The sequence below is a fragment of the Anaerorhabdus furcosa genome, from assembly GCF_900167375.1.
Lineage (GTDB): Bacteria > Bacillota_I > Bacilli_A > Erysipelotrichales > Erysipelotrichaceae > Anaerorhabdus > Anaerorhabdus furcosa.
This window is the reverse complement of sequence record NZ_FUWY01000005.1, coordinates 24,785-38,066: the sequence shown is the minus strand read 5'-3', so window position 1 is coordinate 38,066 and position 13,282 is coordinate 24,785. Positions and strand designations below refer to the sequence as shown.

Here is a 13,282-nt window from a genome sequence, read left to right as displayed (position 1 = left end):
CTATGAAATTATATATTCCAGAAAACTATGATCCTATTTTATCAGTAAGAGAAACACAAGAAGCTATCAAATATATTCGTGATACATTTCAAAAAGAACTTGGAAAAGTTCTTGGATTATCACGTATTTCAGCTCCATTATTTGTAGAAAAAAGTTCTGGGCTAAATGATAATTTAAATGGTATTGAACGCCCTGTTAGTTTTGATATGAAAGAATTACCAAACGATGAAATCGAAGTTGTACAATCGCTTGCGAAATGGAAAAGATTGGCTCTTAAAAAATATGGCTTTAAAATGCATGAAGGTCTATACACCAACATGAATGCAATTCGTCGAGATGAAGAAGTAGATAACACTCACTCTTGTTATGTTGATCAATGGGATTGGGAAAAAATTATTTCTAAAGAAGAACGAACCATTGATGTACTTAAACAAACAGTGCAAGATATCTTTAAAGTAATTAAACATATGGAACATGAAGTATGGTATAAATATCCAAATGCAGTAAATCATTTACCAAATAAAATTCATTTCATTACAACACAAGAACTAGAAGATAAATACCCTACTCTTACTCCAAAGGAAAGAGAAAATGCAATTTCAAAAGAACTAGGTTGTGTCTTCATCATGAAAATTGGTGAACCATTACATAGTGGTATCCCTCATGATGGTCGTGCACCTGACTATGATGATTGGTCACTCAATGGAGATATCTTCTTCTGGCATGAAACCCTTCAATGTGGACTAGAATTATCAAGCATGGGAATCCGTGTTGATGAAAATGCAATCGTTGAGCAATGCAAGAAATCAGATTGCTTAAATCGCTTAGAACTTCCATATCATAAAATGGTTGTTAACAAAGAATTACCTTATACAATTGGTGGTGGTATTGGTCAATCAAGATTATGTATGCTTTTGTTAAACAAAGCTCACGTTGGTGAGGTTCAAGCAAGCATTTGGCCACAAGAAATGATTGATGAATGCGAGAAACACAAAATTCATATTTTATAAACGAAAGGGTTAAACGATAAATCGTTCAACCCTTTTCTACTTATAATGCCTCAAACGGATAATTATCTGCTGGATTGGTTGGTTCTAATAATTTATAACTATCCAAGTCACTTGGTAGTTCAACTTTGGTTGTACCATAATCCTTAACATTTAAATTCATATCCATTTTAAATCCTGTTGAAAATGTTGGATCACTCATATCCATATCCATCATCATTGTAAGATTCGTAATTAATTTATCCTTGTTGATATCAATTGTCATCGATAAATCATTGAATACAAAATCTGTTGGTATCTCTTGTCCTTGAAATTGACTCAGAATATCATTGACATCCTCTGGTTTAACAACAATAGTAATTCGAATTCCATCCTCGATTTCTACATAAGTGAAATCAAAATTACCACTCATATCAACTTTATCATTTTTGGCTGCAACACTTAATAATGGAAGCGTTGCTTTTAATTGATAAAATATATTATCTTCAGGACTTACTACTTCTTTGGTTTTCATGTTCATTGTATTTGTATAAACATAATCATTTGCATAGATCGTTTCAGCTGTTGTCTCTAGTCCAAACATTGATGTCGATATTTGCATCAACATTTTTCCATCATCTAAATCCGTTCCATCAATTAATGTAAGAACGCCCATATCCATAGATAGAGATGCCCCTTCATCACCAAGTGAAATTTTAATTGTACCATCTACTGTGAAATTCATTGTTTGCGCCATATTCACTAGAGCATCACGATACATTAATCCAACATCTTCTTTACTGAGCTTCTTTTGACATCCAAATATGCCAAATGCTAATCCCACACACAATAATCCCTTTATTATCTTTTTCATATTCTATCCTCGCTACCTTCATTCTAACAAGAAAAAGAGATGCAATCAATTGCATCCCTTTCTATAGCCATGTCCTTTTTGACATTTACTTTGTATTTCATTCAATTCTTTCATTGAACAATGCTCTAACTGTTCAAAGGTATATTCATCTGATGATTCAAGAATATTTGATATTTTAGCGTATTTACCCACGCCCATATTTCGCTTTCTTGCACCTTCCCATGTTTCTTTATCCACTTGTTGACTATGACAATTTCTGCCATCAAGATTTTCCTGTAAAACCACATCAACTAATTGATTAAGCGAACTTGAAAGATTTTGATTTTTTGAATAAATACTAACTTCCAGATAATTGTTTGCATACTTTGCTTGATATATTTGAGAATCAAGTATTTGACTCATAGCCTCTTGAACATCTTCTCCAATAACATTTACTTCTTGAAGTAACTCCATAGCATCACCACTTTGATCTACAACTTCTATTACTTTATTATTTGAATCTAAATTCAAAATAATCGTAGGATTTACTTCCATTGCAATTGAGCTTACCACAAGCGATGTTGGCGATTTACTAAATAACGATAATGAAGTTACTAATAAAACGACTACCATTGCAAAAGCAACACCATACTTCATCTTGTTTGAGTGTTTAGGTTTCATGACATGTTGTAAGATTTCTCGCTTTTTACTTTTGGTTATTTCAATTTTATCTAATTGCTTCATTCTCTTCATTTAGTATTTCACCTCCTAATCTTTTCTTTAATTCTTTTCTTGCTCGTTGAAGTCTTGACGAAATTGTATTAATACTCGCATTACAAATCGCTGCAATTTCTTTTAAACTGTACTCTTCATAATAATAAAGATAAATAACTGTAGCATATTCTTTTCTTAACTTCCTTACCTCTAGAATCAATTCACCATCACTGTCCTTTGGATCAATTGAGAATTGGCTAAAATCATCAGTGAGTTCTGCATTTTTACGAAACCAAGATTTGAACAAGTCCTTACAGGCATTAATTGTTACTCGTAATATCCATGCTTTTTCATATGTTGGATCAGTAAAAGGTTCATCTAATTTATAATACTTAATGAAGACATTCTGAAAAATATCATCGACATCCGCCTCTGACTTGCAATAAATGAAACATAATCTTCGCACGTCATTTGCGTACAAATCGATAGCTCTTTCTACCTGTTCTTCACTTAGCATATTTACCTTCTATTAGTTATGACAATTTCTTCCTTGCATCATTCTACCATTTTTAACTTGATTTGTTGTCTTTACACTTCTTGTTTGTTTTGTGGTATAACTTCTTTCTATATTCATTGGACAATCTTCTTGATTTTTCAAACATTCTTCACTTGTTTTAGGGCAATCTTCGTAACCTTTATGACAATTCGATGTGTCTTGTGCTGCAAATACATTAGTTGCTGTTAATGCTAACATTCCTGTAATTGCTAATACTGAGAGTAACTTTTTCATATTCATTTCCTCCTTCTCTCACTTATAAAACGATTGCGAAATAACTTATCGTGCAAAAATGATGACTTTTTTAAATATTAGCACTCATCACTTGACAGTGCTAATATTTGTGCTATACTATAGTTGAAGTTAAGGAAACTTCTTCTAGAATTTCATAGATGATAAGAAAAGAGGCGATATTATGAAATTAGTACCTAGAAATGTAAGTTTGTTTGACGAGATGTTCGATGACATGTTTAAAGATCCATTCAATTTTAGAGGTTCAACAAACGTGATGAAAACTGACATCAAAGAAAAAGATGGTAATTATCTATTAGATATTGAATTACCTGGATTTAGTAAAGAGGATATTCATATTGAACTAGATAAAGGTACCCTCACCATTAGTGCGACAAAAGAACGTAGTGAAGAAGAAAAAGATGAGCATGGTCATATGATTCGTCAAGAAAGATTCTCAGGTCATTGCTCACGTAGTTATTATGTAGGCGATAACATCAAAGAAGAAGATATCAAAGCGAAGTTTGAAAATGGTGAACTTAAATTATTCTTACCTAACATGTCCGAAAAACAAATCGAAACAAAAAAACAAATTCCAATCGAATAAGGCTGAGTCCTTATTCTTTTTTTGTGTTCTATTGTATAATAGGAAAAAGTGGAGGTACACTATGAAACAAATTTATAATTTTTCTGCAGGCCCTGCTGTTCTACCAAAAGAAGTTTTAATACAGGCAAAAGATGAACTACTAAACTATGCAAACTCTGGCATGTCGGTTATGGAGATGTCACATCGCTCCAAAGTGTATGAAACTATCTTGCAAGAAGCTAAGCAAGATTTAAGAGACATTGCTAACATTCCAGATAACTATGAAATTCTATTTATTCAAGGAGGAGCTTCCTTGCAATTTTCAATGGTTCCTATGAATCTTATTAAAAATGGAAAAGCTGATTATTTTGTAACTGGTCAATTTGCAAAGAAAGCGTATGAAGAAGCTAAACTATTTCTAGATGCTAAAGTTGTTGCTTCTTCCAAAGAGCAAAACTTCACAACAATTCCTGATGTAGCTAATGTTGAAATCAGAGAAGATGCTGATTATGTTTATATTTGCGAAAACAATACAATCTATGGCACAAAGTTTAAAGAACTTCCAAATACCAAAGATATTCCTTTAGTTGCAGATGTTTCTTCTTGTTTCTTATCTGAACCGATTGATATTACTAAATACGGACTTCTCTTTGCAGGAGCTCAAAAAAACATTGGTCCCTCTGGTGTCTGTGTTGTCATTATTCGAAAAGACTTAATTCGTGAAGAAACATTTAATCCAACACCCACAATGCTAAAATACAAAACTTATGCAGATCATGATTCCATGTATAATACTCCCCCTACCTACACAATTTATATGTGTGGCAAAGTATTCAAATGGATTAAAGAACAAGGTGGACTTGTAGCCTTACAAAAAAGAAATAGTGATAAAGCAAAACTACTCTATGATGCAATCGAACAAAGTAATTTGTTTAAATGTCCAGTTGATCCAAACTATCGTTCCATCATGAATGTTCCTTTTGTAACAGGTAATGAAGAGCTTGATGCAAAGTTTATTAAAGAGGCAAAAGAAGCAGGACTTGAAAATATCAAAGGACATCGCTCTGTTGGTGGAATGCGTGCAAGTATTTACAACGCGATGCCTCTTGATGGTATCCAAACTCTTGTTGCATTCATGCATGATTTTGAAGAAAGAGAAGGTAAAATACATGTTTAAAGTTCATTGTCTTAATTCAATTTCAAACTTCGGTTTAAAAGAACTAAATACTCGCTATAGTCTTACTGATTCACTCGTAGATGCTGATGCCTTTTTAGTTAGAAGTGCTTCTTTACATGAGCAAGAATTTAATCCTCAACTTCAATGTATCGCCCGAGCTGGAGCTGGAGTTAATAATATTCCTTTGGAGCGATGTAGCGAAAAAGGAATTGTAGTCTTCAACACCCCTGGTGCCAACGCTAATGGTGTTAAAGAGCTAGTACTTGCTGGACTATTGTTATCTTGTCGTGATTTAGTTGGAGGTATTGAGTGGTGCAAGAAGAACGCTAATGATGAAGCAATTGCAAAAACAGTTGAAAAAGAAAAAAAGAATTTTTCAGGCATTGAAATTCAAGGTAAAACCTTGGGTGTCATTGGTTTGGGAGCAATTGGTGCAAAAGTCGCTAACGCAGCTACTTCTTTGGCTATGAAAGTAATCGGCTATGATCCTTACATTTCTATTCACGCAGCTTGGAGTCTTTCATCGAAAGTTGAACACGCAACTGAAATTCAAACTTTATTGGAAAAGGCCGACTTTATTACCTTACACTTGCCTTTAACAAACGATACGAAAGAGATGATTAATGAATCTCTATTCAATATAATGAAACATGGCACTGTCCTTCTTAATTTTTCTAGAGATACATTGGTCAATGAAATTGACTTAAAGAATGCCATTGAACAGGGAATCATAAAAAAATACATCACAGATTTCCCTAATCCGACTGTCATGCATTTAGATAATACGCTTGTTCTTCCTCATCTAGGTGCATCAACAGAAGAGGCAGAGGACAATTGTGCTCAAATGGCAGTTCTAGAAATGATGGAATATTTGGAACATGGTAATATCAAAAATTCTGTAAACTATCCAAACTGTGATATGGGCCATTGTGAAGCAACATCACGTATAGCACTTTTACATCAAAACATCCCGAATATGATTGGGCAGATAACTCAAGTCCTTGCGAAAGAAGGAATTAATATCGCAAATCTTATAAATAATTCAAAAGGACAAGTAGCTTATACCTTAATTGATTTGGAAAATAAGATTAAGGACACAACAAAAAATGAACTTGAATCAATTCAAGGTGTATCTAAAGTAAGAATAATAAAAATGTAGGTTGCCCTACATTTTTTATGTTTTACGATCAAATTTTGTTTTGCATGAGGGACAGGTAAGTTCTATTTTACCCTTCCCTTTTGGTACTCTTACAATTTGTTTGCAATTTGGACACAGGAAATAGGTATGATCTTTATCTTTTAATTGCTTTTGCATACAAATAAAATATCGTCTTATTCCCTTTGTTAGATTAAGATAAATAGCATTCTCATTTTGTCTCTTAATCCAATTCTTTGAAAACATACGAAAGATAACCAAAATTAACATCGCTTGTGAAATCAAAGAAACAAAGAAATTTTTAATGAAGAAAATATCAAGAATATAGATGACTATAGATCCATATAATAGAAAGTTGTTTAAACTATCTGTACCATATCTTCCTTGCATAAATCGAAGTAAAGCATATTTAAGTTTTCCCATAATTTATCACCGATACTCATTATATCATCTTTGCAGTAAAATAATAGTTATATGAAATATGTTAATTTTTTGTTAAATCAAAGAAGGATGATTGAAGTTAGTGCTCAAAACACGTAAACTATGGGTAGGTGATGATATGATCTATTGTATAGAAGATGAACAAAACATTCAGGAACTGATTGTTTATACCCTAAACAACACTGGTTTTCAAGCCAGAGGGTTTAGTGATGCCAAGACTTTTTATCCAGCTATTGCTGATGAAAAACCCGAATTAATACTACTTGATGTAATGCTCCCAGGAGAAAGTGGTCTATCCATTTTAAAACAACTGAAATCTTCGATTACAACAAAGAATATTCCAGTCATTTTATTGACTGCTAAAAATAGTGAATATGATAAAGTTCAAGGTTTAGACTTAGGTGCTGATGACTATATCACGAAGCCTTTTGGTATTATGGAATTAGTAGCAAGAGTGAAAGCGGTGCTTAGAAGAACAGATAAACCTGCTCCATCTAAGACCATCACATTTAAAGATTTGACAATTGATACACAACGTCATTTTGTACTCCTTGCAGATCAAAGAATTGTTTTAACACTAAAAGAATTTGAATTACTAAAACTCTTGATGGAAAATCAAGGCATTGTTTTAACTCGTGATCAACTACTTGAACAGATTTGGGGTTACGATTATTATGGTGAAACAAGAACAGTTGATGTTCATATACGTACCTTGCGTTCCAAACTTGAACACGCAAGTGACTATATTGAAACAATTCGTGGTGTTGGTTACAAAATGGTGGATAAAGAATGAAAAAAAAGATATTTCAAAGTATCGCAATAACTTCAATCGTTCTAGTAGCGATTTCTTACTTTTTGTGTACTTTCATTATCTACAATGATTTAGAAAACGCTACGAAACAAACCCTTATTCGAGAAACTGAAGATTTAGCTTCCTATTATAATCAAGATCCACTTACTTTCATGGAAACTAAGTTTTATTCTGAATCAAGAATTACACTTATTAAAAATGATGGGACTGTCATCTTGGATTCTAGATACACTCCAACTAGTTTGACTAATCATTCAACACGTCCTGAATTTATAAATGCACTTGAAAATGGTCACGCTGGATCTTCAAGATATTCTGATACATTGAATGAATCAACGTACTATTATGCAATCAAGTTGAGTGATGGCAATATCCTTCGCCTATCAACAACTTCAGAAACTTTATTAAGTACTTTAGGTTCATCATTGATGCCCATTTTACTAATGTTTGCTTGTGTCATCATTATTAGTCTTATTATCGCAAGAATACTAACACAGAAAATTGTTGATCCTATAAATCATCTCAATTTGGATGTCCCTCTTGCAAACAAAACATATCCCGAATTACAGCCTTTACTTGAAAACATGAATTATCACAACAAAATAAGAAAAGAGTTCAGTGCTAATGTTTCTCACGAACTAAAAACACCACTTACAAGTATTTCAGGATATGCTGAAATAATGGCCAATAATCTCCAAGGTGATAATACACAAGGTTTCTCACAAAAGATCGTTGATGAGTCGAAACAATTACTACGAATCATCGAAGACATTATCAAGTTATCCAAACTTGACGAAGGAAATGTACAACTTGATTTCGAAACCATTAACTATCAAGAAGTTATTCAAAATGTATTGCGAAACTTAGAAGATTACGCTGCAAAAGCCAAAGTATCCTTAATTGATGAAACACTCCCTGTAAAAGGATTAGCTGTTCGTCAAATCATCTATGAAATTATTTATAATTTAATACAAAATGCGATTAAGTATAACTACGAAAATGGTCACGTATGGATAAGCGTACGTGATTATCCTCGCTACATTGAAATCATTGTAAAAGATGATGGTATTGGTATTCATGATAAAGATAAAGAACGTGTATTCGAACGATTCTATCGCAGTGATAAATCCCATAGTAAACAAATTGAAGGAACTGGATTAGGATTAGCAATAGTAAAACATGGTGTTGATTTCCACAATGGTACAATTGAAGTATTTGATTATCTTAATCATGGTACAAAGTTTGTCATTAAAATAAACAAGTAGGTCAATTTGACCTACTTGTTTTATAATAATCGACTGTATTTCTTGATATAGAAATACTTAACACATGACGTAAGAATATTATAGAAAATAATTATAACAATAAGAATGGCAAAGAATAAAGCAGGTACACTTGTCATATCCAATATCTTCCCTACAAAAGTCATTGGAATTAACGTTCCAACTACAATACCAAATAAAGTTCCACCTATTAATTTTAGTGAGGCTCTACTTTGTATAAATGGTATTTTTTGAGTACGTAACATGTGGATAACAAATGTTTGTGTCCATAAACTTTCAATAAACCATCCTGTTTGAAACATACTAATAAATAAGATCTTCATTTCTGGTGACAAACTTCCATAACTTCCACCAAATACAAGTGGACAAATTCCAAAAAATAAAATTAAGTAAGTAATTATATCAAATATAGAACTTGTTGGTCCAAAATAAACCATAAATTTGGAAATTCCTTTTGCATCCCATTGACGTGGTTCTTTCAAATATTCTTCATCCACATTATCCCAAGGAATTGCAGTACATGAAATATCATAAATCAAATTCAAGATAAGTATTTGAAGAGGCATCATTGGTAAGAATGGTAAAAATACACTTGCAGCTAATACTGAAAACATATTTCCAAAATTAGAGCTTGCTGTAATTTTAATGTATTTCAAGATGTTGGTAAATGTCTTTCTTCCTTCTACTACACCCTTTTCAAGAACCATCAAATCTTTCTCAAGTAAAATAATGGATGCACTTTCTTTTGCAATATCAACCGCTGAATCTACAGAAATACCCACATCAGCAACTTTCATTGCTGATGCATCATTGATTCCATCCCCCATAAACCCTACAGTATGTCCATTTTTATGGAGTTGTTGAACAATTCTTGTTTTTTGTGCTGGCGAGAGTTTTGCAAATACATCCACATCTTCCACAACGAGTTGTAACTCTTCATCATTTAAGGCTTCAACTTGTTCACCTAACATAAAGTTTTGTACATTTAAACCTACTTCATTGCAAATGTACTTAGTTACCGCATCATTGTCCCCTGTTAACACTTTAACTCTTACACCATATTCATTAAGAATTTGAAGTGCATCTTTTGTACTTTCTTTAGGTGGATCAAAGAACGCAAGAAATCCTAGTAGAACCATCTCTCTCTCATCTTCAACTGAAATTAGTGGTGATGTAAAATCTAATTTTTTGTGTGCAATACCTAAAACTCGAAATCCTTTTTCATTATATTCATAACATCGATTCAATATTTCTTGTTTTAAATTATCATTTAATTCTTCAACCACTTCATTGTACTCAGCATGGCTACAAATAGAAATCATTTCCTCTATTGCGCCTTTTGTAATTAATTGATACTTCTCAGTATTTATATTTTCTACCACGACACTCATTCTTCTACGATTAAAATCAAAAGGTATCTCATCAATTTTGCGATAGTTGTTAAACAAATCTTTTTGTTCTAGTTCATCAACATGAGAAATAATCGCAAGATCCATTAGATTCTTAAGTCCAGTTTGATAATAGCTATTTAGAAATCCATGTCTTAAAATACGATCATCTGCATCACCATGAATATTTAAATAATACTTAAGAGTAACTTTATCTTGGGTAATTGTCCCTGTTTTATCTGTACATAAAATATCCATTGCACCAAAATTTTGAATAGCATTTAATTTTTTAACAATTACTTTTTTCTTTGACATTTCCATCGCACCTTTTGCAAGGTTTACAGAAACAATCATTGGTAACATTTCAGGTGTTAAACCCACTGCAATCGAAATTGCAAATAAGAATGCTTCCAACCAATTTCCTTTTGTAATACCATTCATTACAAAGACAATCGGTGCCATAATTAGCATAAATCGAACAAAAACCATAGAAACAGAATTAATTCCTTTTTCAAAGTTTGTAACAGTTGATTTTTCTTGAAGTGACTTTGCAATATTACCAAACATTGTTTCATTACCAACCGCTAGGACAATACCTGTCGCACTTCCTGATACAACATTTGATCCCATGAAAACAAGATTATTTGCTTCTAAGATTTGTTTTACTTCTTCATTTAATGCATCTCCATATTTTTCAATTGGTTCACTTTCTCCAGTTAAACTTGATTGTGTAACAAAGAAATCCTTTGTTTGAATTAAACGAACATCTGCTGGAATTATATCTCCTGCAGATAAATACAAAATATCTCCCACAACAAGTTCATCCATTGGTATTTCTTGGCGAGATGATACTTCTAAATCTTCTTTTCTTTGAACAGTTACTGTTGTTTCAACCATTTCTGTAAGTTGTTCAACAGCTTTAGTGCTTTTTAATTCTTGCGTAATCCCAAGTATACTACTCAATGTAACCATCAATACAATGATTGTCACTGCTGCATAATCTTTTGTGAAAAATGAAATGACTGCAAGAGTCAACAATACAAGTGAAAAAGGATTTTTAATTGATTCAAAAATCAGTTGTGCAATAGACGCCTCTTTTTTATGTATGAGTACATTTTCACCAAAACGTTCTCTTTGTGTTTCTACTTCGTTGCTTGTATAACCATTTAATGTATTGCCAACTTCACGCAATAAATCACTTGTAGCTAACTTTGTTGATTGGCGAATCTTTTCTTCAACAACAAAAGCTTGTTGCATAAATAAACCTAGTATTTTCTTTACCATAATAATTCCTCCTTTTTTGAGGCACCATTATTAAAAATATCTAGTTTCTAGAATTCAAAAATGAGTTGTATAAGAAACATATTTTATTATAATCATGCCTGGTTTTACTCGGTTTCGGATCACCTGTACTCATACAACTCACCTCCTTAAAATATAAAAGTCCCTATCAGTAGATAAGGACTCGAAAAAACGATCTGTTCTTTATCATTCAAGCTTTAGCTTCTTAGGGCAATGTTATTACATTATTCTATGCCTTGATGCGACATAGACTGTTGACCAACTCATCGTGTCTCCACAATTTTGCGGCAGCAATCCGTATCCCTAAGGTAGCCTCACCTACTGATACTAACTTCTTTATACCTCTATTTTACAATCAAGTCAAGTTATGTACATAAACTAAAAGATACCTTACGGTATCTTAGTTAAATTCAATATGTTGTCCTTTTACTTCAAAAATAGTGTGTTCACAAATATTCTTTGTATGTTCTCCAGCACGTTTTAGATTACGCAACATACTTAGTATTGGAATGATATCATCTGCCATTTCTTGCTTTCTGATTTTATCTTGAAGATACTTAACAATCTCATCATAAATTTTATCAATTTGGGCATCTTCTTCTGGAATGCTCATTGCCCATACTGCATCTGATTTATTATAACTGTCCATTGCATGATCAATCATTGCAAGGAATGCATCTCCTAAATCTTTAGCCATACTTGCAAGTTCGCTATTTAATTTACCATTTCTCACAACAAAGCCTGCAATACTCTTTGCATAGTCACCTATTCGTTCTAAATCTGAAGCAATCTTAATTCCAGTAATTACTTTTCTTAAATCACTTGCTACTGGTGATAATAGGCATAGTGCTTCAATTGCTAGATCATTAATTTCTTCTTCCGCACTATTCACAAAGCTATCCATTTCAATTACTTTTAAAGCTGCTTCAGTATTTCCTGTTTCCATGATTTCTAAAGAAATAGAATACATATCTTCTACTCGTTTAGCCATCTTCATTACACACTCTTTAATTAAACTACATTTTTCATCAAGTTTTGTCATTATCCGAATCTCCCTGTAATATAATCTTCTGTTCTTTTATCTTTTGGAGTACTAAATACTAGTTTTGTATTATCGAACTCTACAACTTCTCCCAACAGGAAGAAAGCTGTGTAGTCACTAATACGAGATGCTTGTTGCATACTGTGTGTTACGATAATGATTGTATAATCATTTTTTAATTCTTCAATTAACTCTTCTATCTTTGCTGTTGCAATTGGATCTAGTGCCGAGGTTGGCTCATCCATTAGAATAACTTCTGGTTCCATTGCAATACAACGAGCGATACACAGACGTTGTTGTTGACCTCCTGATAATCCAAGAGCGGATTCATTAAGACGATCTTTAACTTCTTCATATAGCGCTGCTTGTTTCAATGCTTTTGTAACTATCTCTTCTAAGTGTTTTTTATCTTTTAATCCTTGGCAACGTGGTCCATAGGCAACATTATCAAAGATACTCATTGGAAATGGATTTGGTTTTTGGAATACCATTCCAACCTTTGTACGCAAATCAACAATATCTGTTTTTGATGAATAAATATTAACACCATCTTTTTCAATTGTTCCTACAATTTTACAGCCTTCTATCAAATCATTCATACGATTTAAGCAACGCAAGAAAGTTGATTTACCACATCCTGAAGGGCCAATAAATGCAGTTACTTTATTTTTATATAATTCCATGTTGATTTTCTTTAAAGCTTGTTTATCACCATAGAATAAATCTAAATCTTTTACAATAAAACTTGTTTCCATA

Annotated in this window: 14 protein-coding genes and 1 riboswitch; of the genes, 6 read left to right on the top strand and 8 right to left on the bottom strand. The window is 32.5% G+C overall.

What is annotated here, in order from left to right; translation table 11 throughout:
• Positions 1 to 2 precede the first annotated feature (2 nt).
• Positions 3 to 1,010 (top strand): aspartate--ammonia ligase, encoded by a 1,008-nt coding sequence (gene asnA / locus B5D14_RS08395; RefSeq protein WP_078712178.1) that lies wholly within the window; start codon positions 3 to 5, stop codon positions 1,008 to 1,010.
• Between the two features lie 40 nt (positions 1,011 to 1,050).
• Here asnA and B5D14_RS08390 read toward each other — a convergent pair whose 3' ends face one another.
• From B5D14_RS08390 to B5D14_RS08375, 4 genes are read right to left on the bottom strand one after another with little or no spacing between them, the layout of a single operon-like run.
• Positions 1,051 to 1,860, bottom strand: a complete 810-nt coding sequence (locus tag B5D14_RS08390; RefSeq protein ID WP_078712177.1) for a hypothetical protein — start codon at positions 1,858 to 1,860, stop codon at positions 1,051 to 1,053.
• Between the two features lie 45 nt (positions 1,861 to 1,905).
• Positions 1,906 to 2,592: an anti-sigma-I factor RsgI family protein gene (locus B5D14_RS08385; protein WP_078712176.1), complete on the bottom strand. Its 687-nt coding sequence runs from the start codon at positions 2,590 to 2,592 to the stop codon at positions 1,906 to 1,908.
• Positions 2,567 to 3,070, bottom strand: a complete 504-nt coding sequence (locus B5D14_RS08380; protein WP_078712175.1) for an RNA polymerase sigma factor — start codon at positions 3,068 to 3,070, stop codon at positions 2,567 to 2,569. The genes B5D14_RS08385 and B5D14_RS08380 overlap by 26 nt, the downstream gene beginning before the upstream one ends.
• A 12-nt stretch (positions 3,071 to 3,082) precedes the next feature.
• A complete protein-coding gene (locus tag B5D14_RS08375) occupies positions 3,083 to 3,343 on the bottom strand; it encodes a hypothetical protein (RefSeq protein WP_078712174.1) in 261 nt (86 codons plus the stop codon).
• A gap of 181 nt (positions 3,344 to 3,524) precedes the next feature.
• Between B5D14_RS08375 and B5D14_RS08370 the strand changes: the two genes are divergently transcribed.
• The 3 genes from B5D14_RS08370 to B5D14_RS08360 all read left to right on the top strand — a co-directional run bounded on the left by B5D14_RS08370 (position 3,525) and on the right by B5D14_RS08360 (position 6,262).
• On the top strand, positions 3,525 to 3,947 hold the full coding sequence (locus tag B5D14_RS08370) for an Hsp20/alpha crystallin family protein (protein WP_078712173.1): 423 nt from the start codon (positions 3,525 to 3,527) through the stop codon (positions 3,945 to 3,947).
• Positions 3,948 to 4,008: 61 nt separating this feature from the next.
• Entirely contained in the window at positions 4,009 to 5,103 is a 1,095-nt protein-coding gene (gene serC, locus B5D14_RS08365) for a 3-phosphoserine/phosphohydroxythreonine transaminase (protein ID WP_078712172.1), read from the top strand.
• Positions 5,096 to 6,262, top strand: coding sequence for a phosphoglycerate dehydrogenase (locus tag B5D14_RS08360; protein ID WP_078712171.1), 1,167 nt, complete (start codon positions 5,096 to 5,098; stop codon positions 6,260 to 6,262). The genes serC and B5D14_RS08360 overlap by 8 nt, the downstream gene beginning before the upstream one ends.
• A gap of 15 nt (positions 6,263 to 6,277) precedes the next feature.
• Here B5D14_RS08360 and B5D14_RS08355 read toward each other — a convergent pair whose 3' ends face one another.
• Positions 6,278 to 6,682: a BRcat domain-containing protein gene (locus B5D14_RS08355; protein WP_078712170.1), complete on the bottom strand. Its 405-nt coding sequence runs from the start codon at positions 6,680 to 6,682 to the stop codon at positions 6,278 to 6,280.
• A 136-nt stretch (positions 6,683 to 6,818) separates the two neighbouring features.
• Between B5D14_RS08355 and B5D14_RS08350 the strand changes: the two genes are divergently transcribed.
• Both B5D14_RS08350 and B5D14_RS08345 read left to right on the top strand, forming a co-directional pair.
• Positions 6,819 to 7,493, top strand: a complete 675-nt coding sequence (locus tag B5D14_RS08350; RefSeq protein ID WP_078712169.1) for a winged helix-turn-helix domain-containing protein — start codon at positions 6,819 to 6,821, stop codon at positions 7,491 to 7,493.
• Positions 7,490 to 8,776, top strand: coding sequence for a sensor histidine kinase (locus B5D14_RS08345; protein WP_078712168.1), 1,287 nt, complete (start codon positions 7,490 to 7,492; stop codon positions 8,774 to 8,776). Before B5D14_RS08350 ends, B5D14_RS08345 begins: the two co-directional genes overlap by 4 nt.
• Before the next feature lie 20 nt (positions 8,777 to 8,796).
• Here B5D14_RS08345 and mgtA read toward each other — a convergent pair whose 3' ends face one another.
• From mgtA to pstB, 3 genes are all read right to left on the bottom strand, one after another.
• Complete coding sequence (gene mgtA / locus B5D14_RS08340; protein ID WP_078712167.1) at positions 8,797 to 11,466, bottom strand: magnesium-translocating P-type ATPase; 2,670 nt, start codon at positions 11,464 to 11,466, stop codon at positions 8,797 to 8,799.
• A 192-nt stretch (positions 11,467 to 11,658) separates the two neighbouring features.
• Positions 11,659 to 11,817, bottom strand: a riboswitch (M-box (ykoK) riboswitch).
• Between the two features lie 67 nt (positions 11,818 to 11,884).
• Complete coding sequence (phoU, locus tag B5D14_RS08335) at positions 11,885 to 12,526, bottom strand: phosphate signaling complex protein PhoU (RefSeq protein ID WP_078712166.1); 642 nt, start codon at positions 12,524 to 12,526, stop codon at positions 11,885 to 11,887.
• A complete protein-coding gene (pstB, locus tag B5D14_RS08330; protein WP_078712165.1) occupies positions 12,526 to 13,281 on the bottom strand; it encodes a phosphate ABC transporter ATP-binding protein PstB in 756 nt (251 codons plus the stop codon). The genes phoU and pstB overlap by 1 nt, the downstream gene beginning before the upstream one ends.
• Between the last annotated feature and the right edge of the window lies 1 nt (position 13,282).